Genomic DNA, 20,137 nt, shown 5'->3' on the forward strand with positions numbered 1-20,137 from the left:
ATAGGAGACGTGACTTCATCCATGACTCCTGACCCCCAGCGCCCCACAGACTCCCAGCAGCTAGCTGGCAACGACAGCCAGCCATCAGCTACCGCACCGGAGAACGGTGATGACCGTGTCCTGCCCCAGATCACAGAAAAGCAGGCCCAGCGCATCAACGCCCCAGCGCGCAATATGGTGATTTCCATGGTGGTCATGGTTCTTCTTCTGCTACCGGTTATCTGGCTCATGCCGCAGCCCAACAAGAACCCCTACCGCCCCTCAGTAGACCTACCCCTTGCAGCCTATGAGGCCAGTGACCAGGCAGGCTACCCGGTGGCGGCTGCCCAGCAGCAGGGCTGGCACTACAACTATGCCCGCTGGGTCACCGGCCAAGCGGATGGTATCAACTATTGGTCAACCGGCCAGGTCACACCCACCAACCATTTCATTGAGCTGATTCAAGCTACCAACACCAACCCCACCTGGATAGCCCAGACCGTAGGCAATGCGGTACCGGAGGCTAGGGTCAACGTAGCATCCCTCGAATGGGAAGTCCGGTCCTTGGCTGATCCCGACCATAAATCTAAGGTGACTACTTTCTACATTGGAGAGGTCAAGGGAACCACTCTCATCTTCAAGGGAGAAGCTGAAGCCTCTGAGTTCCAGGCCCTGATTGAAGCAACAGTCAGTTACATGGATTCCCCTACCTCGACAGTCGCGCCCACGCCCTCCAGCGGCATCCGCTAGGACACACCACAAGATAAGTGGCAGTTCATCTGCCGGGAGCGGGAAACTGCCTGCTAGGTTAGTCTTCAACAGATTGATCGCCGGAAAGAAGCCCAGCATGAGTACCAGCATTGAAACCCCCATCCAGGCCTGGGAACGCCTGGTAGAAGGCAACGCCCGTTTTGTGGCGGGTACACGCTCCCACCCCAATCAAGACGCTACTCGTAGGGCTGAACTGGTCGATGGGCAGTACCCCTTTGCCGCTATTTTCGGCTGTGGGGACTCCCGCCTGGCAGCTGAGATTATTTTCGATTTGGGTCTGGGCGATGCTTTTGTGGTTCGTACTGCCGGGCAGGTACTCGATGATGCCGTTCTAGGTTCTTTAGAATACGCAGCCGGTGAACTCAACATTCATCTCATCATGGTACTGGGGCACGATGCCTGCGGTGCAATTACGGCAACCAGGCAGGCTCTCGAATCCGGGACTATGCCACCGGGCTTTATCCGCAACCTGGTAGAGGGAATCCTGCCCTCAGTTATCTCCCCCGAACTGCCGGAAAATGCCAGTATCAGCGACATGGTAGTTGAGCACACTCGCCAAACAGCAGCCCGTATTGCCGAACAGTCCGGGATTATCCGAGAAGGTATCGAGGATGGCAGTATTGCCGTCATCGGGGTTTTTTACCATCTGGCTGATGGCAAAGCCGACCTGGTCTATTCCTCCTCCCCACTCATCACAATTTAGTGCTCTTCTCAGCTGTCATCTTCCGACTCGGATGCGACAGGCATCACGCAAACGTACTAAGCTATAGCTATGACTGAAAACACTGAATACCGCATTGAACACGACACTATGGGTGAGGTTCGCGTCCCCAAAAGCGCCCTCTACCGTGCCCAGACCCAGCGTGCCGTTGAGAATTTCCCCATCTCAGGTCAAACTCTGGAGCCCGCCCACATTCGTGCTCTAGCTCTCATCAAGAAAGCAGCTGCGAGCGCCAATGAAGAGCTCGGTGTGCTTGACTCTACCCGTGCCCAGGCTATCCGCGACGCCGCTGACCTGGTAGCTTCGGGTGCCTACGATGAGCACTTCCCCATCGATGTTTTCCAGACCGGCTCCGGTACCTCATCGAATATGAACACCAATGAGGTACTCGCCACCCTGGCTAACCGAGCCCTGTCCGGTAACGATATTGAGGTTCACCCCAACGACCATGTGAACGCTTCTCAGTCCTCCAACGATGTCTTCCCAACCTCCGTCCACCTGGCAGCTACCGAGGCTCTGCTCAAGGACCTGGTCCCTGCGCTGGAGTACCTGGCTGAGTCACTCGAGCGTAAGGCTCTTGAGTTCAAGGACGTTGTTAAGTCCGGCCGCACTCACCTGATGGACGCTACCCCCGTGACCCTAGGCCAGGAGTTCTCCGGTTACGCAGCTCAGGTACGTTACGGTATTGAGCGTATCCATGCCTCACTCCCCCGCGTAGCTGAGGTACCCCTGGGTGGCACCGCTGTCGGTACCGGCATTAACACACCTGATGGTTTCTCCGCGCGTGTGATTGAACTCTTGGCTGAGGAAACCGGCCTGCCCCTGACCGAGGCACGCAACCACTTTGAGGCTCAGGCCAACCGAGACGGTCTGGTTGAGGCCTCTGGCCAGCTGCGCAATATCGCCTACTCTTTCATGAAGATTAATAACGATATTCGGTGGATGGGTTCGGGACCCAATACCGGTCTGGGTGAGATCCATATTCCCGACCTTCAGCCCGGCTCCTCGATTATGCCTGGTAAGGTCAATCCCGTTATCTGTGAGGCGGCCATTATGGTTGCCGCCCAGGTCATCGGTAATGACACCACTATCGCCCTGTCATCGACCAACGGTGCTTTTGAGCTGAATGTGGGTATTCCAGTCATGGCCGCTAATTTGCTCCAATCGATCCGTCTGCTGTCCAATACCTCGCGTGTGATGGCCGATAAGATGATTGACGGGCTTGAGGCAAATGTAGAGCGTGCTCGATTCCTGGCGGAGGCTTCGCCCTCCACCGTGACCCCCATGAACAAGCTCATTGGTTACGAGGCCGCTGCAAAGATCGCTAAGTACTCGGTAGCTCATAAGACTACCGTCCGCGAAGCCGTGATTGCTCTGGGCTACGTTGAGCGCGGTGAGGTCACCGAAGAACAGCTCGATCAGGCACTCGATGTCACCAAGATGCTGGGTAGTTTCTAACCTCCCCCCGCTAGCTAAGAGCAAAGCCCCGGCGCCCTTGTATGGGCCGGGGCTTTGGCTGTCTTAGGGGTGGGAGAGAAGGTCGAAGCGGGCGCCCTGACGGTGCTTGAGGGCCGCGTCGATGCGGTCTAACATGCGCGGGCTACAGAACTGGGTGAGGTCTTCTAGCGGCACCCAACGTACCTCGCTTGATTCTTCGTCGTTGACGGTGGCTTCTCCTGACACATAGCGGCAATAGAAAGTGTGGTCCAGAAACTGGCAGCGATCCCCATTACCAAAGGTCATGGACGGGTCCGCTTTGACCTGCCCCAGGGCAACCACCTCAATCACCACGTTCGCCTCTTCCTGGGCTTCGCGTAGGCAGGTCAGGGCGGGGCTTTCCCCGGGGTCAACGATGCCGGTCACCGGAGTCCACTGACCGTTATCACTGCGGCGTACCAGGAGGATATCGCCATTCTCACGCTGGATAACCGCGGTAGCACCCGATAGCCACAGGAGCTCGTGGCCGACTTTGCTACGGAGCTGGGTGATGAAGTCTGGGGTAGGCATGGGGTCTCCTTTCAGGGAGCGACCGGGACGGGGGCACATTAGGTAGCGGGGAATAGCAAGGCAATGGTGGTGCCTAAGAGCATGAAAGGGCCAAAGGCTATATGGGTTCTGGCCTGTGCTCTGCCAGTGAGTATCAGTGCCAGGGAGTAGAGGCCGCCCAGGAGGAAGATGAGCAGGTTGCCCCAGAGCAGGTTAAGCGGGGAGAAGTAGCCCAGGAGCAGACCCAAGACACCGGCAAGCTTGATGTCGCCCAAGCCGAGGGCCCCGCCAGAAGCAAGGCGCATCACCCAGTAGAAGCCCCCCATGATCACCCCGGAGTAAGCAGTCTGGCGGGCAGTCTCAAAGCTATCGGGGGCTGTCAGCAGGATAACCCCCAGTAGAGGCAGGCCGACTAGCGCGTACATGGGCAGAACAATCCGGTCAGGCAGGCGGTGCTCCCGCGCATCGATAATCCACAGGCGAGTGGCACAGAGAAAGTAGTAACCGGCCACCCACCCCATCAGGAGGGCCGCTAAGCCTGACTGCCAGCTACCTGCCAGAGCATGGGCTAGCAACTGATAAAGCTCGTGCACCATATTCGATTAAGAGCCGAAACGGCGTTGACGCTGGGCGTAGTCACGCAGGGCCCGCACGAAATCTACCCTGCGGAAATCGGGCCATAGGGCCTCACAGAAATAGAACTCAGAGTAAGCCGACTGCCAGGTCATAAAACCGGAAAGTCGTTGTTCCCCCGATGTGCGGATCAGCAGGTCCGGGTCAGGCATGCCGCTGGTATACAGGTGGCGGGAGATATCTTCAATGGTGACCTTCTCGGAAAGCTCTTCAAGGCTGGCGCCCTGCTCGGCTGCTTCACGGAGCAGGCTCCGCACCGCGTCGGTAATCTCCTGACGACCGCCGTACCCGACGGCGATATTTACCTGAAGCCCGCACAGCGAGGCGGTCTGGTTCTCTCCCTCTTCAAGAGTGGAACGCAGACTCTCGGGGAGAGAATCGAGACGGCCCACAGCCTTAATCCGCGCAATTTGAGCGGCAGCAAGTTTTTGCGCGAACCCCTCGATGACCTCTACCAAATCATTAAGCTCTTCGCTGCTACGTTTTAAGTTCTCGGTAGAAAGCATGTAGAGAGTCACCATAGGAATCTTAAGCTCGGTACACCAGCCGAGAAACTCAATGATGCGGGCGGCACCGGCTTCATGACCGTGCTTGGTACTCTCCCCCAAGAGAGCTGCCCAGCGGCGGTTGCCGTCAACCAGCACACCAATGTGCTGGGGTAGCTTTGAGCCAGGAATCCCTGCTGTTAGCGACCGCTCATAGACCGTATAAAGAGGTTGCGGTAACTTCATGTAAGGCTCCTGAAAAGACGGTGCATGGTGAGTTCTACCCTGCTCATTCTACCCTGTGTCGCACATCGGCTGACCCCACCAGTACAAACCTAGCTCGAAGATCCGCATTCTATTTCTGGCAGGTAACAAACCAAGCCGGCTTAACCTGCCATACTGAGTATATGGATTCAGATGTTGGCAATTCCCAGACCGGTGGAACCGAAGCATTAGAGAATACGTATCGAGAACCTCAAGTCACCCAGGTCCAAGAAGAAATCATGGACTTCTACCGTACCCACGGTAAACCGCTCCTGCGCGGTTGGATTCACGCTGGCTTTACCCCTATCGCCTTTGTCGCCGGAATTATTCTGATTCTTCTCTCTGGCGGTGGCACCCTGGGTGTAGCCTGCGCAATTTTTGCATTCACCGGGGTCCTGCTCTTTGGCGCCTCGGGAATCTACCACCGGGGCTACTGGTCCGCCGGCCCGCGTATGGTGCTCAAACGGCTTGACCACGCAAATATCACCCTCCTGATTGCGGGCACCTACACCCCCATTGCTCTCACCTTGCTGACAGGCACCCAGCGCTCCGTTCTGCTCTGGGTTATCTGGGGCTGTGCGCTTTCAGTGTCCCTCTTCAGAATCTTTTGGACGGGGGCACCCCGCTGGCTCTACACCCCGATCTACGTCATCATGGGCCTGATCGCTGTCTTCTTCCTGGGTGACTTCTGGCAGGTCTCCCCCACGGCCACCGTCCTCATTGCTACCGGTGGGCTCACCTACATTGTGGGGGCAGGCTTCTACGCCACCAAAAAACCGGCCCTACTGCCCCAGGTGTTTGGGTTCCATGAGCTCTTCCATGTATTCACCGTGCTGGGTTTTATCCAGCACTACATTGCAGTTCTTATCAGCCTATTGCACTAGCTAGCCTAGGGAGCCAGTTGTACGCATCCCCCGGTATAGCACGGGGCGGGCACCCGGCATGGGGTACCGCCTCCCACAGGACCGGTAAAGCTATCAGACCGTTTTTCTAGTGCGGGCGTCGCAGATGATCCTGAGCAACAACAGCCTCATCACGAACTGTCGGAACAACCTGGCCCTGCTGCCCAGCAGCGGCTGCCTCCGCCGTAGCACGTTCCTCAGCTTCACGCGCAATAGCGTACTCACTGCGGTACCGCAGACGCCGGGCACGGCGCGTCAAATCAAGACCCAACAAGATAATGGCAAGAGCCATAATAGAAGTCACGATAAAGCCAATAATGCCGGGTGAGCCCCTAAAAGAACCGTCCGGGTTCACCGTTGTAATAACGGTGGGGGTAGCCTCAGCGGCGAGGAGAATAAAGGGAGTCAGTGCTGACACGGTGATGATGTCCTCCGTTGAGGGGGTTAAAAGCGGGCACGGCCGGTAGGACCGTAAACCATTCTACGCGCCCAGGTTGCCCCAAGCGATGACAGCTAGGTAAGGCACTTAGCTTGCAGTGAAGTCGATACCAGCCGCAATACAGGTTTCGGGTAACTCGGTGCCCACCCGGGAATGAGACAGCACATAGTCCTCAAAAGGCCAAATCTTCCGCTGAATCTCGGGCGATACCACAAAAAATATGGAGTCCGGCGCCACCTGGGAACGATGAGCCAGCAGAGCCTGATCACGCTTTTCAAAAAAGTCAGCACAGTTAATGCGGGTAGTAGTCTGGTGCCGGGATATCGGGGGCCGGTGCCCCTCAGCGTCCTCTTCCAAGGACATTGCAATCCACTGGGCAAAAGGAGACTCAAGACCCTCAGCCTCAAGATAGCTGTTAAAAGCCTTCATACGGTCCAGGCTAAAAGCGCGGTCATAGTAAATCTTAGAAACCTTCCAAGGTTGACCGGTCCCGGGGTAAGCACCGGGCTCCCCCGCCTTCTGGAAAGCCTCCATCGACACCCGGTGGGTCATGATGTGGTCCGGGTGCGGGTAGCCACCTATCTCGTCATAGGTCAGAATAAGGTGGGGCTTGAAGTCCCTTACCAACCGGATCAAAGGAGCCGCAGCCTGCTCCAGCGGCAGGCTGGCAAAAGAGCCAAAGGGAAGCGGGGGCAAGGGATCACCTTGGGGAAGCCCAGAATCGACAAAACCAATCCAGCGGTGCTCAATCCCTAAGACCTCAGCGGCCTGCTTCATCTCAGCACGGCGAACACCCGCCAAATCACGGTGAGCAAGAGGGTCGCTCTCTACCTCAGCGTTCAGGATATCTCCGCGCTCGCCACCGGTCATCGATGCAACCATCACACGGGCACCACGAGCTACATAAGCTGCCATACTTGCGGCTCCCTTTGACGATTCATCGTCAGGGTGGGCGTGGACAGCCAAAATACGCAGGCCGGTGTAATCATCCTTCAGGGGAGCCACCAGGGCCGGGTCATAGGCTGGGGTAGATATTTCTGCTACGGTCATACGATAACTCTCTTAGGCAAGGTGACAGGCCGGTGTTTGGGGTATCGTAAGGAGTGCTACCCACTCGAACACACTGGTCAATTCTACCTGCCAGAAACCCGAAGATAGCACCCCATGTTACCCCGTATGAAAGGCCCGGCCATGGCCGCCACCAAGCTCCAAGACCGCTACGGTACAGCCCGCCAGCGAAAGCCCTTATCCAAGGGCTTTTGGTACATGCTCAGCCTCATAGCGGCTGTCATCGGTGGGGCTTTCGTTCTGTGGGTACAGCTCGATGCCAACGACCAGCCAACGGCCCGTGATGTGGGGTTCGCCCTGACTAGTTCCGATGAGGTCAAGCTAACCTTTGAGGTCAGCAAACACCCCGAGGACACCGCCATCTGCGCCGTCAAAGCGCTCAACTCAGCGGGCGCGCCCGTAGGTTGGAAAGAAGTAGCAGTGGGCCCCTACACGGACCAGAACGGCAACGGCATTTCGGTTCAAACCGTACAGCTACGGGTACTGGGCGAAGCTACCACCACGACCGTTGACAGTTGCTGGAAAGCCCCCTAACCGCCCGCTATCTCGTCTCAAGTTGAGGCGCGGCCACCGTCTATGGGTAGACTAGGCACGAAAACCTTGAAAGAGTACAGGCTATCGCTCTGTCTCTTTCTCAGATTCAGCCGGTGCAAGAGAATCTAACACCGCACCGATTACAAGGAGTAACAATGACAGAACGCGAAGGCGCTTGGCTCACCCCCGAAGCCTACGACAAGCTCAAGTCTGAGCTAGAGCACCTCTCTGGACCCTACCGCCAGGAAATCATCGACCGTATCTCTGCAGCCCGTGATGAGGGCGACCTCAAAGAAAACGGCGGCTACCACGCCGCTCGCGAAGAGCAGGGTAAGAATGAGGGCCGCATCAAGCAGCTCCAGCAACTGCTTGAAAATGCCCAGGTGTCAGATAAACCTGCAGCCGATGACGGCATTGTCACCCCCGGCATGGTCGTTGAAGCCAAGATCGGCGGCAAGACTATGACCTTCCTGCTGGGATCCCGCGAAGTCGCTGACACCCTGGTCGATGGTAGCGACCTGCAGGTCTTCTCTGAGAAGTCCCCCATGGGCGCCGCCATCAACGGGCACAAGGTTGGTGAAGAGCTCTCCTACGAGGCCCCGAACGGTAAGCAGATTCCTGTTACCATCGTCTCCGCTAAACCCTTCCAGGGCTAGTAGCCAGCCATGAGGCAAAATAAAAGCCCGGGGGCTTCTCTTCTTGAAGGGAAGCCCCCGGGCTTTTGAGGATCTATGCTGCTTCTGCAGTCCTTGCAGGCTACGGCAGGGTCTGACCCTTGGCTTAGTAGACCACAATCGGCTGATAGCCGGCGGCCTCTAGTGCCGCAATTACTTCTTTGCAGTGCTCAGCGCCCTTGGTCTCCATATCAATGGTGATGGACACATCGCCCATCGACAGGGCACCGCCCACACGGGTGTGGTCCACACCGGTCACATTGGCATCGCGCTCAGAAATGATGCGCGAGATAGTGGTGAGCTCACCGGGGCGGTCATTGAGCATCATCTTGATAGTCATGTAACGCCCAGCGGCTGACAGGCCTCGCTGAATCACCTTAAGCATGAGCATGGGGTCGATATTGCCGCCTGAAAGAACACAGACGGTAGTGCCCAGGTCACCGTACTTTTCTTTCAGGCTCCCGCTTATCAGAGCGGCAACCGATACAGAACCGGCAGGCTCAACAACTAATTTGTTGCGTTCCATCAGGAAGATAAGGGCACGGGCGATTTCGTCCTCAGATACCGTATGAACATCGTCCACCAGGGTTTTAATGATGGTGAAGGGAAGCTGACCGGGCCGGCCTACCGCAATACCGTCAGCGATAGTCGATACCTTTTTGAGGGGCACCAGAGCATCGGCAGCTAGTGAGGGTGGGTAGGCTGCAGCATGTTCAGCCTGCAAGCCGATAATGCGAATCTTTTTGCCGAGCTGTTTTTCTTTTTCACGCACAGCAATAGACAGGCCAGCCAGCAGGCCACCACCGCCAACACCTACCAGGATAGTGTCGACATCAGGAACCTGCTCCAGAATTTCAAGGCCCAAGGTACCCTGCCCCGCGATAATATCCTCATTATCGAAAGGATGAACAAAAACAGCACCCGTTTCCTCAGCGAAACGTTTGGCCTCAGCCAGCGCCTCATCAACATTAACGCCGTGCAGGATAACCTCTGCCCCGTGGCTGCGGGTGGCAGCAACCTTGGGCAGTGCAGCGCCCTGCGGCATGTAGATTCGGGCAGAGATCCCCAGGCGAGAGGCTGCAAGGGCTACGCCCTGGGCGTGGTTTCCAGCCGAGGCAGCGACCACTCCAAGGGCCTTTTCAGCCTGAGTCAGTCTAGCCATGCGCACATAGGCACCGCGTACCTTGAAGGACCCCGATCGTTGTAGATTCTCACATTTGAGAAACACCTCGGAACCTATCTGTTCACTGAGGGCACGGGAGTGAGCAACCGGGGTACGTTCAATAACACCCTTGAGTAATTGGGTTGCTTCTTCGATCTTATCTATGCTTACGTGGAGCTTTTCAGCTGCGGTATCTTGCACGGCTGTACCCTTTATTTGGTAGCTTCTTGGTGATTCATGGGACCTGTATCTGCTCTAGCTGTCGCAGCTTCTTCTGCCTTGAACTCGCCTTCTTTTTCTTTAATACGGTTAAGACGTTCCTTCACCTTTTCGGCAATAACTTTTCGCTCTAACCGTTTTTGCTCGTGAGGATAGAGGAACTCGCTTTCTCGAATATAGGGGTCTTTCTCCCACTCTCGTCCCGCAAGGTAACGAATCACCGTGTTGGTAACTGCCAAGATGGGTACAGCGAAGAGAGCGCCAATGACGCCGTAAAGCATGGATCCTGCCAGTACCGCGATGACCACGGCCAGCGGGTGCAGAGACACAGCCTTACCCATGACCAGAGGCTGGAGAATATTAGATTCAATCTGCTGGACCAGCAGGACCATAAGTAGCATCACCAGAGCATTAACGGGGCCGTTGGCTACCAGGGCCAGCAAAACTGCAATAGCTCCGGTAAGTAAGGCACCGATAACCGGGATAAAGGAACCCAAGAAGACCAAGACGCCCAGGGGCACTGCCAGCGGGACGCCCAAGAAGAAAGCAGAGAGACCGATTCCCACCGCATCCACAGCCGCTACAAAAACCTGCACCCGCACATAAGACACTAGGGATCTCCAGCCCTGGCGACCGGCCCCGTTGACTGCCCGACGGGCCTCGCGCGGAAAGAGCTTGACGATAAACAGCCAGATTTTTTCCCCCTCTAAGAGGAAGAAGATCAGCGTAAAGAGGACGATCACCATACCGGTTCCAATATCGGCTGCAGTAGAGCTGACACTGGCTACTCCGCTAAGAATGCTCGAGGTGTTGTTTTGCAAGGTCGCTAGGAGCTGGCTGATATATTCGTTGACCTTATCTGCCCCCAGATCAATGGGTAGGTTGTAAAGCAGGGCTAGGAGCTGGTTCCAGCCCTCTATGACTTGGTCAGAGAGAGACGAAAAACCTACGGTTAGTTGTTGCCCCACCATGGCTAGAAGCCCAATGACCAGGGCGATCAGACCAATTTCGGTAATAGCTGTTGCTAACCCGTTTGAAACTCTGTATCGGCGCAGGAAGTAAACCACAGGTGATACTAATCCTGCCAAGAGAGCTGCAATCATCACAGAAATAATGATGAGCGATACTTTGGCTAGCGCCCAGTAGAGGGTTGCGGCTGCAATGGCTATAATCATCAGCCTCCAGGCCCATGCCGAGGCAACGCGCAAGGCAAAGGGAAGCTGCTGACTAACAGCAGAGCTAGATCGAGATGATGGGGAGGTGTCGTTACTCATGCTGTCCATCTTCCCATGTTTTGAGTACCTGTGGCACCGACTAACCCATGTCGTTTCTCTGAGAGTGACTAAGCTCGCTCACACTGGGTACAAATAGCTGCTTGAAGGCTCAGGAGCGCCCCTGCCCTAGGTTGCTCTCAGGCCCTTGGAGATAGGAAGGGCAGAAGCCGGTTTCCCAGCTTCTGCCCTTCCCTGTATTGGTTGTCTTACCCTTAGTCAGCCATGGAGCGAATGTAGTAAATAACGCGAAGAATCTCGATGTAAAGCCAGACCAGTGATACCACTAGGCCGAAAGCGATACGCCACGATTCGCGCTCGGGCAGACCTGACTTGATAGCTTCACTTGCGTGGGTGAAATCAAGCAGTAGGGAGTAGGTTGCCAGCAATACAGCGAAAAGACCGATAATCAGTCCCAGAGGAATACCCATAACTTCAACGCTCCGAGCATTGAAATCAAAGAACATCGAGGTCACAAGATTGACCAGGCAGAAAACGGTGTAAGAGATAGCTGCGACCATGAAAAAGCGGGTCAGTTTAGCAGTGGCACGAATTTTGCCAGAGGAGAAGAGCGCCAGAATGGTCCCGAAGACGATGACGGTTGCCAGAACCGCCTGAACAACGATGCCAGGATAGGAAGTCTCGAAGAAGAGTGAGAGGCCACCGACCAGGAAGCCTTCCATGACCGAGTAGGTCATGACCAGAGCAGGCGAAACCTGCTTCTTGAGGGCGTTGACGAAGCCCAGAACCAAACCGCCAACCAGACCGACAAACATCAGAATGGGGAACTGCCAGGCAATAACTGCGGCCACAAGGACCAGACCAAAGTTGAGGCCGGTCTTGACGATGATGTCGTTGATGGTAATACGATTAGTGTCTACTGGGGTTGCGGCAGGCGCGGTGTACATCTGGTTGAGCTGCTCAGCAGATACGGGCTGGCCGTAGGGAGCCTGCTGGCCATAGGGAGCCTGCTGGCCATAGGGAGCCTTCTGGCCGTAGGGGGCCTGCTGTCCATAAGGGTTCGATGCGGTGGTGGTTCCGCCGGCACCGAACTGCCCGAAGCGGGGATCCCCCTGAGGCTTAGTCATGTTGTTAATGAGTGGGTTTCCAGCCACGCTATGTTCTCCTCGCTGTGATACTGAGTTCACGTAAATATCTTGTTCACCAGCCTAGCTGATAGAACATCTTTTTTCTGCCCTTTTTTCTCAGGGCGTGATAAGGGAACTCAGTTCTACCCTGCCGAGGTCAGCTCCCCCTCAATAAAGTTCAAGACAGCGCCTTCCTTATGAGAGCCGATCTGCAGGCTGGCCTCGTCTAAGAGAACCGGATCGCTATTTGCCATTGCAAGTGCCCGGCCCGCGTAGCGGAACATTTCAAGATCATTGCCGCTATCACCAAAAGCCGTTGTCTGCTGCCCAGGTACCCCCAGGTGGTTAGCCAGCCACTCTAGCCCGTGCCCCTTGTGATGGCCCTCAAGAATCAGGTCAATAGCCCCAAAACCGCTTGAGGTCGCTACGATGCCTTCAGGTAGAGCTTCTTGAACCATTGCCAGGGTTTCATAAGCATCCTCTTGCCCGGAGCTTGTCAGCGCCAACTTCACTACGGTATCAGCAAGCTGATTCCGATCTGTCAGAAGCTGAGCATTGGGGTAGAAAAGTCGCAGGGCACTGAGCGGGTTGCTCTCGTCAAGGTCTGGCACCTGAATACCCTTGGCCTTAATCTGGGCAAGGATCAGGCTTGCGATGGGCTCAAGCCGCTCCTGGGGGACATAAGATCCGTTTCGGCAGGAGATAACAAGACCGAACTGGGGGTGGGCTTGGAGTGCCTTCAGCGTCTGCTCAACCAATTCCGGGCTAAAACTCCAGAGCGCTAGGTCCTTCCCCTGATTGTGGATAATGGCACCATTCTCAGCGATGTAGTAGAGGTTGGAGTGGTGCTCATGTCCAGCCATGTACTGCTGGATCTTGGGCATCTGGTTGCCGGTAGCGATAGCCAGGTAGGAGCCTTGCTCCGCCAGCAGATCCATGACCCGGTCGAACTGAGCATGGTCATAGGTTTTATCTTCTGCAAGCAGCGTCCCATCAAGGTCTACAGCGTACAGGTGGGGGGCTTTCGCTTCCTTGTCATTCACCACAGGTTTTTCTCCTCGCTCACGGGTTAGCGGCTTGTCTTGACCAGGGGACCAGAGCGCTTTTGAACAAACAGCACAGCCAGAGCCCCTATGTCTGCTTGACCTTATTCTGCCAAAAGCAAGTATATAGGCCCCGCTAGAAAGAAAATCAGGGAGATCGTCCCCGGCTCTTTAGCCTGATCACCAAGGATGGACTTCTATCTAGGCCCTCTAGGCGGCTACGCTTATATAAGTTTTGATGCCACCGGTGCTGAGACTATCTACACTTAGTCCCCTAGTTCAGGAACGCATACTCTCTATGGGCGCGGAGCGATCTACTGGCATTGGAGGAATAACGGCTTTACCAGTGTTTATGGTTATCCTGTTACTGATGAAGCGTATGTAGGTAACGGTGTATACCAGGTGAAGTTCAGTTCTGGTAGGGCGATCTCTTGGAGTGCTGCCAGGGGGCTTTTCTAGTATATGAGGGAGGGGTGGTCGGTGACTGCCCCTCCTTTACATTGCATCATACGTTAATCTGGGTTCTATCAACATCTGAGGATTAAACTTGAATGATTGTTGCTTGGTCTACCCACCGAGCCAATAAACTAAAAGCCGCCAACTGTTCCAATGCTATCTGTTCCTCATCATCCGTATTTTCATGCAAGGTATGCATCGCGGGGTTTCTAATACCCGAGTACAGACCTTCAGCAAGGGCTCGCGCACCTCGATGGATACTCTGATAAGTGCGACTATCGTCATCGTCCATAAGACGCAACCGAGGTTTTCCAATTTTGGGGGCATCTAGTGAAAATGCTTGATTAAATAAATTAGTTTCAGAGACATCTTGTCGCCCTAGTTTTTTCTGCGTTTCGGCGTTTACTTGGATTGCAGCATCCCTTACTGCTTGGTGGTAGTGCCCGCCTTGCCATAAGGATTGAATATTGCCCCATACCCAAGGATGTAGGTTTGAGGTATCCATTTCAGGCGAGTTATCTCCAAGTTTTTGTGCTAGTTCTTCTTCACGTTCTAAAGCTACTTTTGCTCGTGATGCCTGTTTACGTAGCCAGCGGAAGTCTTTGTCATTCGAAGGCCTGTCTTGCTTCCAGTTGGGGATGGTCCTATCAAGAATTTGCTCAACTACATAGGCTCTTTCGGAAGCTTCTGTCAGGGGGCCTTTCATAACGGTCCCCAGATAAACGGTCCCAGGAGCTGTCCGGGGATGGACTTGAGCGGTGACTTCAAGAAATAGCTCTATTTCCCTGATTGCCCATTTTTTATCTAACTTTGTCATAGCCCTATCTTAGTAACAGTGGCGACGAGTTCAGCAAAAATTTGCTATCCTTGCCCCCCTTAGTTCTAAGCCGATGCGCTGACACGAGGACTTAAATATACTGACAGAGGAAACCCAAGGTGGAGAACACTTCCCGGATAAGGTTCTGCTTGGGAACATGAAAAGACACGGAAGAAAGCTCCCGCATCCTTTTACAGATCGTAATATCGTTTCTTAAATAAATCCCGATGCGCAGAATCAACCTCTAGATCACGATATTTTTCATCCGCACAGTCTGCTTGAATCATATCTTTAGTCTGCTCATACCTTTCCCGAATCTCAGCACGAGACAAACCTGGCTTCCACGGCTTTAACAACAAACCTACAACCCCGAAAACAATAAAGAATACAAGCGCACACACAAGACCAGCCACTGCCTCGTGAGAGATTAGAAATGCTCCCACCCCCGCCAAACAAGGGAGCACTAGAAACTCAGGTAAAGCATAGCCCCATCCACCCGGGTCACCGTGAGACGCCTTGATAATAAAGGGACGTTGCAACAGCACCACAATCAGCTCACCCCCAAGGACCACAGCACTGATAAAGACAACGAGGCTTTGACCCCCAAAATCAAGGGCAGGGAAGAGGAATGAGAGTAACCAGTAGATAAGGCCTGCCAGGAAAGCCAGAAGAGCACTAGTCATCAGGTGCCCTAGATAGGCTGCGGACAAAGAAACGTATTCTGGGTGATTCTGATCGTATGTCTGGTTAGATGTCATGAGCACTGCTCCCCTTGATTTGAGAAACACGTGGAGGGATATCTGTGATTGTATCCCTCCACTGTTGAGAATAGTTGAGATACTGTCCGTGAGGGCGTCACTGCATCCTAATATTTCTTGAAGAACGCCTGCTAAGTAGTCACCGATTTTCGCTGCGGTGGTAACGGTTCGAGCAGCACACCAGCTACCTCAAGAGTTGCGGTTTCACCGGTAGGCAATTCATCAGTAGTCCATATTGATAGGATGCCAGCCCCAAAAAACTACCCTCACGCAAAAAATTCAACCGCCAAGGATAACCAGCCCCGCCCAACAAGACCCCTCCCTTGAACCCCAAGGAGAATCCTTTACTCCTGCGGCAAATGAAGATGCCCCGGAGCTAAATCCGGGGCATCCAACATACACGGCTACTTCCTATATATTCAATATATTCCCGACTGAGCACCAAGAACAGAGGCCACTAGAAAAGCAAACGGTACAGCAAAGACCGCCAATACTGCGCTTACAATAGCCATCTTTACATTCTCCCCAAAGGCAAACAGGAAGAAGGATAGGGCAAAAAGAGAAGTAAGAGAAACTACCGTGACAAAGGTCTGAAGAGGGGTTTCGGTTCCCGTGAACAAAAGATATATGTACCAAACAACAGTGGGGGCCAAAACTATGAACCCCAGACGCGAAAGCATCTTTTCTTTATTTTTCACTGTTCACTCTCAGTCTCAGTCTCAGTCTCAATAGCTGCAGGAGACAAGAAAAACGCCCCGTTGGGCTTCAAACCAAACGGAGCGTCCTAGCAGGTGGTGCCCCCACTGGGACTCGAACCCAGAACACAAGGATTTTAAGTCCTCTGCCTCTGCCAATTGGGCTATGGGGGCTAGGGCGGTGCCAGCTCGGCGCTTAAGCCGGGCTGGCACATTCTTCGCCTCTACATTTATACCAGAAAAGTCTTTAGAGCTTGGCCTTAGACTTCTCGGGGGCGGTACCGGTCGCCTGCTGGAAAGCCCGGCGGGGTGAGCGCTGGTGGCGGATTGATGAGGTGTCACGGCCAAAGACCTGGTTGAGCGCCCAGGTAGTCATGACACGAGCGGTACGCTCAGTAGTGGGGATAGCCAGGCCGTGGTAGCCACGGTGCATAATCCAGGCCAGAGGACCGCCGATGGTCTTACCCTTGATATTAGCAACACCCTTCCACAGGCCTAGACCGGCAACAACGCCAATAGTCTCGTGGTAGTAGTCGGTCAGGGCTTCGCCACGGCGCTTAGCCAGCAGGTTCTCTGCCAGCTTGAGAGCCTGACGTGAAGCGTGCTGAGCGTTAGGCACGCAGAAGCCACCAACCCCGCCACCGGAGAGATCGGGGACAGCGGCATTATCGCCAGCGGCCCAAGCATCTTCAATCACGCCGTCCTCGCCAGCAACACGCAGGTCAGCCTGAACACGAACGCGGCCGCGCTCGTCAACGGGGAAGTCAGTTTCCTTGAGCATGGGGGAAGCAGCAACACCGGCAGTCCAAATCAAGGTGTCGGTGTCGAGCTCACCAGCGGGTGACTTATCGCCCATATTGATGAGCTTGAGGTGGCCGTCGGTTGCATCGGACAATGAGGTGTTCAGCAGAACCTCGATGCCGCGGGCACGCAGTTCAGCAACAACTTTCTCGGCGCGGTCTGCGGGGACCTCGGGCATGATGCGGGGTGCCGCTTCGACCATCACAAAACGCAGGTCAGAAACCCGCAGGCGCTCGTTACGGTTAACTGCCTCGCGGGCCATGTCTTCGAGCTCAGAGATGGTTTCCACACCGGCAAAGCCACCGCCGACGATGACGAAGGTAAGTGCACGACGGCGCTCGTCCTCATCGGTGGTCAGCGAAGCGATTTCGATGCGTTCCAGAACCCAGTTACGTACAGAGACAGCTTCTTCAACGGTCTTCATACCAATAGCAACCTCGGCCAGGCCGGGGATGGGGAAAGCACGGGTTACAGCACCGGCACCCAGGACGATTTCATCGTAGGTCAGCTCAAAAGGCTCACCGGCGTTGATGGGTTCGATGGTTGCGGTCTTGGAGGCATGGTTAATCGACAGCACGCGGCCACCGATAATTTCTGAATCGCGCAAGTGCTGACGAAGCGGAACGGTCGCATTACGGCCTTCCATGGAACCAGCGGCAACCTCGGGGAGGAAGGGCTGGTAGGTCATGTAAGGGTTGGGATCAACGATGGTGACAACACCACCGGATTCTTTGATAACCTTCTGAATCTTCTTTGCAACGGTGAAACCGACGTAGCCGCCGCCGACAATGAGAACGCGGGGGCGATCCTGTGCAATCTTGTTGAATGCCATTCGTGTTTAACTTCCTGTTGATGTGTTGCCGGTACTCCGGCAAAAAGTCTCCATGCTTATCTTGCCACTTTTAACTGCATAAATATAGTTTTTTACCCAGCATGTGATGGGCAGAGCGGTCTGAAGGGCCTTGCAGGGAATAAGACCGGGGCTAGGTTCTCTGCTTCCGCTCCCCTAGCGTCGCCGGTTACGCCGTAGGATCCCGGTAAGTTGATGAATACTGCCCAGGGTAATAATTCCTAGCCAGAAAGCGAAAGCAGCTAGCACGATAAAGGGTAGAACCCCTGAGTCTTCCACTGGCCGGGAAGGAACGGGGGCCGCAAGCGGGCTAATGCTCTCGCCCACCTTGTGCAGAGGTGTTTGGCTGGGGCTGGGATCAGCGGTAGAACTGGCCGCGTTCTTTCGGTGAACCCTGATCCAGTCCTTCATGGAGCCTAAGGGGTTGGTCTGGGTATCATCCGGGGTATCGGCTGCCAAGGCTTTGGCGGGGTTGATAATGCCGTAACCGTAGAGCACATCTCTCCCGGGTGCCCCCTCATCATCTGCCGACGAGATAATCCGTTCAATGACCTGATGGGCGGTGAGGTCCGGGTATTTCTCCATGATGAGGGCGGCCAACCCGGTCACCAGCGGTGCCGAGGCGCTGGTTCCAGACCAGGTAGCGTACTTGTTACCCGGGATAGCACCAACCATTGACTCACTCGGTGCGGACACGGCAATGGAGATACCCTGGGAGGAAGAAGACCAGGAATCCTGACGGTTGGTATCAACACCACCTACGGTGAGCACACCGGGCATGGTCGCTGGTGCCCCAACCTGGGTGATCCCAGCACCCCGATTCCCCGCAGAAGCAATCACCAGAACCCCTTTTTCTTCGGCGTAAGCAAAGGCAGAATCCCAAGATTCCGGCCACGAGGTGTCGTTGGACCCTACGGAGAGGTTGATAATGTCGGCCCCCTTGTCCACCGCGTAGCGGACGGCATCAGGTATCTGCTCGTTGATGGAAGGGCTACCGGCAACGCTGGTTCCCAGTTCAAGAGAAATCGGCAGAATGGTGGCATCGGGTGCGACCCCTATCACGCCAGCAGGTTTGCCCGGCTGACCGGGGTTAGCCGATGTTGAGCCGTCGCTGTGGCCGTGGCCAGCAATCATCGAAGCGACCAGGGTACCGTGCTCAGGCTCAAGGCCCAGGCCTTTCCACCCCTTAGAAGAACTGCTCACGCCCGAGGCATCGTAGCCATCAATGACGTTATTCACGAGGTCCTGGTGGGTTCCATCCACACCCGTATCAATGACGGCAACAGTGATTCCTTTGCCTGTGGTTTGCTTCCACAAGCCGGTGATACCGTACTGGGTCAGCCAGTACTCGCGGCTACGAATAGAATCGCCCCGGGGAGATGTCGATGCTGAGGGGCTAGCCTGAGGGTCCGCTGAAAGGCTCGGGCTGGCAGTTACTGCCTGCGCGGTGGGGGCTAGGCCCAGGGCACCGCTACAGGCTACAAAAGTAGCGCAGAGCAGGGCTAGGCCTTTTCGCAAACGCTGGTGGGCCATTGGTTCCTCTAGAGCCCCGCGCGAGATGCTACTGACAGGGCAAGGCCATCCAGAATATCCTTTTCAGAGGCCAGGGCACTGATGACGGCGCCCCCTGTCATGGCCGAAACTCGCTCTACAATGCGCGCCCAAATCACTGAGCCAGCGGGAATCACATCGACCCGCCCATCGTGCATGTACCCCAGCTTAGAGCGCTGGGCGCTAGTCATAGCCACCATGTCAGCAGCCGCCTTGCTGATGTCCTTGATGCAGATATCAGCCCGGTCGATACGGGCAGGGTCATAGCTCTCCAGGCCTAAGGCGTGAGCTGCAACCGTTGTCACGGTACCGGCCACACCGACAATGCGCTGGGTAGCGGAAAGGTCAACAGTACCCAAGGCGGTAGCAAGAGCTTTATCGGTATCGGCAATAACCCGAGCCACCTGCGAGACATTGGGCGGGTCAGAGCTAATGTGCCGCTCGGTCAGCCGCACGCAACCGATATCAACGGAACGAGCCGCAAGAACACCCTTCTGATTACCCAAAACGAACTCGGTGGAGCCACCGCCCAGGTCAACCACCAGGGTTGTTTCACCGGTGTTGCCTACCGATGACAGGGCACCCGCAAAGGACAGCTCAGCTTCTTCGGTCCCGGTTATTACCTCGGGCTCAATCCCCAGAATGTCCTGGATACCGCGGGTAAAAATATCGCGGTTACCGGCATCTCGGGTGGCGCTGGTCGCGGCAAAACGCACCTGCTTGACCCCGTACTCTTTCAGGAGCGCCGCATAGTCGCGGGTTGCCGCGAAGGTACGTTCCAGGGATTCCTTAGCCAGCCAGCCGGTCGCATCCACGCCCTTGCCCAAGCGCACAATTTTCATCTGCCGCTCTAAGTCTTTGAGCTGGATACCGTTGTCGGTGGGCTGGGCTTCAGCGATCAAGAGGCGGATTGAGTTGGTTCCGCAGTCGATAGCTCCAAGGCGCATGGGTTCTCCCTCAGATAGTCTCG

22 protein-coding genes and 1 tRNA gene are annotated in these 20,137 nt (G+C 55.4%); 7 read left to right on the top strand and 16 right to left on the bottom strand.

The window, feature by feature from the left end:
• Positions 1-9 precede the first annotated feature (9 nt).
• The 3 genes from ACN082_RS05745 (at position 10) to ACN082_RS05755 (ending at position 2,929) form a co-directional block, all read left to right on the top strand.
• Positions 10-729, top strand: coding sequence for a DUF4245 domain-containing protein (locus tag ACN082_RS05745; protein ID WP_419099896.1), 720 nt, complete (start codon positions 10-12; stop codon positions 727-729).
• Between the two features lie 97 nt (positions 730-826).
• On the top strand, positions 827-1,453 hold the full coding sequence (locus ACN082_RS05750) for a carbonic anhydrase (RefSeq protein WP_419099897.1): 627 nt from the start codon (positions 827-829) through the stop codon (positions 1,451-1,453).
• 69 nt (positions 1,454-1,522) lie between these two features.
• Positions 1,523-2,929: a class II fumarate hydratase gene (locus ACN082_RS05755; RefSeq protein ID WP_419099898.1), complete on the top strand. Its 1,407-nt coding sequence runs from the start codon at positions 1,523-1,525 to the stop codon at positions 2,927-2,929.
• Positions 2,930-2,992: 63 nt separating this feature from the next.
• On the opposite strand, the gene ACN082_RS05760 is transcribed toward ACN082_RS05755, so the two are convergent.
• From ACN082_RS05760 to ACN082_RS05770, 3 genes are read right to left on the bottom strand one after another with little or no spacing between them, the layout of a single operon-like run.
• Positions 2,993-3,478 carry an NUDIX hydrolase gene (locus ACN082_RS05760; RefSeq protein WP_419099899.1) on the bottom strand — a complete coding sequence of 162 codons (486 nt, stop codon included), beginning with the start codon at positions 3,476-3,478 and terminating at the stop codon, positions 2,993-2,995.
• 38 nt (positions 3,479-3,516) lie between these two features.
• Entirely contained in the window at positions 3,517-4,053 is a 537-nt protein-coding gene (locus ACN082_RS05765; protein ID WP_419099900.1) for a prepilin peptidase, read from the bottom strand.
• A 6-nt stretch (positions 4,054-4,059) separates the two neighbouring features.
• Complete coding sequence (locus ACN082_RS05770) at positions 4,060-4,821, bottom strand: isoprenyl transferase (RefSeq protein ID WP_419099901.1); 762 nt, start codon at positions 4,819-4,821, stop codon at positions 4,060-4,062.
• A gap of 161 nt (positions 4,822-4,982) precedes the next feature.
• On the opposite strand from ACN082_RS05770, the gene trhA reads away from it, so the two are divergent.
• Positions 4,983-5,723 carry a PAQR family membrane homeostasis protein TrhA gene (gene trhA, locus ACN082_RS05775; RefSeq protein WP_419099902.1) on the top strand — a complete coding sequence of 247 codons (741 nt, stop codon included), beginning with the start codon at positions 4,983-4,985 and terminating at the stop codon, positions 5,721-5,723.
• 106 nt (positions 5,724-5,829) lie between these two features.
• On the opposite strand, the gene ACN082_RS05780 is transcribed toward trhA, so the two are convergent.
• Positions 5,830-6,159, bottom strand: coding sequence for a hypothetical protein (locus ACN082_RS05780; RefSeq protein ID WP_419099903.1), 330 nt, complete (start codon positions 6,157-6,159; stop codon positions 5,830-5,832).
• Positions 6,160-6,267: 108 nt separating this feature from the next.
• Positions 6,268-7,230 carry a mycothiol conjugate amidase Mca gene (mca, locus tag ACN082_RS05785; protein ID WP_419099904.1) on the bottom strand — a complete coding sequence of 321 codons (963 nt, stop codon included), beginning with the start codon at positions 7,228-7,230 and terminating at the stop codon, positions 6,268-6,270.
• A 114-nt stretch (positions 7,231-7,344) separates the two neighbouring features.
• On the opposite strand from mca, the gene ACN082_RS05790 reads away from it, so the two are divergent.
• Positions 7,345-7,782 (top strand): DUF4307 domain-containing protein, encoded by a 438-nt coding sequence (locus ACN082_RS05790; RefSeq protein WP_419099905.1) that lies wholly within the window; start codon positions 7,345-7,347, stop codon positions 7,780-7,782.
• Positions 7,783-7,937: 155 nt separating this feature from the next.
• Positions 7,938-8,438, top strand: coding sequence for a transcription elongation factor GreA (gene greA, locus ACN082_RS05795; protein ID WP_419099906.1), 501 nt, complete (start codon positions 7,938-7,940; stop codon positions 8,436-8,438).
• Between the two features lie 124 nt (positions 8,439-8,562).
• Here greA and ilvA read toward each other — a convergent pair whose 3' ends face one another.
• The 4 genes from ilvA to ACN082_RS05815 form a co-directional block, all read right to left on the bottom strand.
• Positions 8,563-9,819: a threonine ammonia-lyase gene (gene ilvA / locus ACN082_RS05800; protein ID WP_419099907.1), complete on the bottom strand. Its 1,257-nt coding sequence runs from the start codon at positions 9,817-9,819 to the stop codon at positions 8,563-8,565.
• Between the two features lie 11 nt (positions 9,820-9,830).
• Positions 9,831-11,111: an AI-2E family transporter gene (locus tag ACN082_RS05805; protein ID WP_419099908.1), complete on the bottom strand. Its 1,281-nt coding sequence runs from the start codon at positions 11,109-11,111 to the stop codon at positions 9,831-9,833.
• A gap of 212 nt (positions 11,112-11,323) precedes the next feature.
• Positions 11,324-12,223: a Bax inhibitor-1/YccA family membrane protein gene (locus ACN082_RS05810; protein WP_419099909.1), complete on the bottom strand. Its 900-nt coding sequence runs from the start codon at positions 12,221-12,223 to the stop codon at positions 11,324-11,326.
• A gap of 116 nt (positions 12,224-12,339) precedes the next feature.
• Positions 12,340-13,242: an HAD-IIB family hydrolase gene (locus tag ACN082_RS05815; protein ID WP_419099910.1), complete on the bottom strand. Its 903-nt coding sequence runs from the start codon at positions 13,240-13,242 to the stop codon at positions 12,340-12,342.
• A 309-nt stretch (positions 13,243-13,551) separates the two neighbouring features.
• On the opposite strand from ACN082_RS05815, the gene ACN082_RS05820 reads away from it, so the two are divergent.
• Entirely contained in the window at positions 13,552-13,698 is a 147-nt protein-coding gene (locus ACN082_RS05820) for a hypothetical protein (RefSeq protein ID WP_419099998.1), read from the top strand.
• Between the two features lie 82 nt (positions 13,699-13,780).
• Here ACN082_RS05820 and ACN082_RS05825 read toward each other — a convergent pair whose 3' ends face one another.
• The 7 genes from ACN082_RS05825 to ACN082_RS05855 all read right to left on the bottom strand — a co-directional run bounded on the left by ACN082_RS05825 (position 13,781) and on the right by ACN082_RS05855 (position 20,114).
• Positions 13,781-14,512: a TIGR02391 family protein gene (locus tag ACN082_RS05825; RefSeq protein ID WP_419099911.1), complete on the bottom strand. Its 732-nt coding sequence runs from the start codon at positions 14,510-14,512 to the stop codon at positions 13,781-13,783.
• 191 nt (positions 14,513-14,703) lie between these two features.
• A complete protein-coding gene (locus tag ACN082_RS05830; RefSeq protein WP_419099912.1) occupies positions 14,704-15,270 on the bottom strand; it encodes a hypothetical protein in 567 nt (188 codons plus the stop codon).
• A gap of 419 nt (positions 15,271-15,689) precedes the next feature.
• Positions 15,690-15,968: a hypothetical protein gene (locus tag ACN082_RS05835; protein ID WP_419099913.1), complete on the bottom strand. Its 279-nt coding sequence runs from the start codon at positions 15,966-15,968 to the stop codon at positions 15,690-15,692.
• 94 nt (positions 15,969-16,062) lie between these two features.
• Positions 16,063-16,139 (bottom strand) — tRNA-Leu (locus ACN082_RS05840).
• A 73-nt stretch (positions 16,140-16,212) separates the two neighbouring features.
• Entirely contained in the window at positions 16,213-17,598 is a 1,386-nt protein-coding gene (locus ACN082_RS05845; protein WP_419099914.1) for an NAD(P)/FAD-dependent oxidoreductase, read from the bottom strand.
• Between the two features lie 174 nt (positions 17,599-17,772).
• A complete protein-coding gene (locus ACN082_RS05850; protein ID WP_419099915.1) occupies positions 17,773-19,149 on the bottom strand; it encodes a S8 family peptidase in 1,377 nt (458 codons plus the stop codon).
• 8 nt (positions 19,150-19,157) lie between these two features.
• Positions 19,158-20,114 carry an exopolyphosphatase gene (locus ACN082_RS05855; RefSeq protein WP_419099916.1) on the bottom strand — a complete coding sequence of 319 codons (957 nt, stop codon included), beginning with the start codon at positions 20,112-20,114 and terminating at the stop codon, positions 19,158-19,160.
• Positions 20,115-20,137: the final 23 nt, after the last annotated feature.

The organism is Rothia sp. CCM 9417, from assembly GCF_048513575.1.
GTDB lineage: Bacteria > Actinomycetota > Actinomycetes > Actinomycetales > Micrococcaceae > Rothia.

Bases quoted from the DNA above. Each gene is read 5' to 3' on its own strand.
- ACN082_RS05750 (WP_419099897.1), top strand. From the start codon at position 827: ATGAGTACCAGCATTGAAACCCCCATCCAGGCCTGGGAACGCCTGGTA.
- ACN082_RS05755 (WP_419099898.1), top strand. From the start codon at position 1,523: ATGACTGAAAACACTGAATACCGCATTGAACACGACACTATGGGTGAG.
- ACN082_RS05760 (WP_419099899.1), bottom strand. From the start codon at position 3,478: ATGCCTACCCCAGACTTCATCACCCAGCTCCGTAGCAAAGTCGGCCAC.
- ACN082_RS05765 (WP_419099900.1), bottom strand. From the start codon at position 4,053: ATGGTGCACGAGCTTTATCAGTTGCTAGCCCATGCTCTGGCAGGTAGC.
- ACN082_RS05770 (WP_419099901.1), bottom strand. From the start codon at position 4,821: ATGAAGTTACCGCAACCTCTTTATACGGTCTATGAGCGGTCGCTAACA.
- trhA (WP_419099902.1), top strand. From the start codon at position 4,983: ATGGATTCAGATGTTGGCAATTCCCAGACCGGTGGAACCGAAGCATTA.
- mca (WP_419099904.1), bottom strand. From the start codon at position 7,230: ATGACCGTAGCAGAAATATCTACCCCAGCCTATGACCCGGCCCTGGTG.
- ACN082_RS05790 (WP_419099905.1), top strand. From the start codon at position 7,345: ATGTTACCCCGTATGAAAGGCCCGGCCATGGCCGCCACCAAGCTCCAA.
- greA (WP_419099906.1), top strand. From the start codon at position 7,938: ATGACAGAACGCGAAGGCGCTTGGCTCACCCCCGAAGCCTACGACAAG.
- ACN082_RS05805 (WP_419099908.1), bottom strand. From the start codon at position 11,111: ATGAGTAACGACACCTCCCCATCATCTCGATCTAGCTCTGCTGTTAGT.
- ACN082_RS05825 (WP_419099911.1), bottom strand. From the start codon at position 14,512: ATGACAAAGTTAGATAAAAAATGGGCAATCAGGGAAATAGAGCTATTT.
- ACN082_RS05830 (WP_419099912.1), bottom strand. From the start codon at position 15,270: ATGACATCTAACCAGACATACGATCAGAATCACCCAGAATACGTTTCT.
- ACN082_RS05845 (WP_419099914.1), bottom strand. From the start codon at position 17,598: ATGGCATTCAACAAGATTGCACAGGATCGCCCCCGCGTTCTCATTGTC.
- ACN082_RS05850 (WP_419099915.1), bottom strand. From the start codon at position 19,149: ATGGCCCACCAGCGTTTGCGAAAAGGCCTAGCCCTGCTCTGCGCTACT.
- ACN082_RS05855 (WP_419099916.1), bottom strand. From the start codon at position 20,114: ATGCGCCTTGGAGCTATCGACTGCGGAACCAACTCAATCCGCCTCTTG.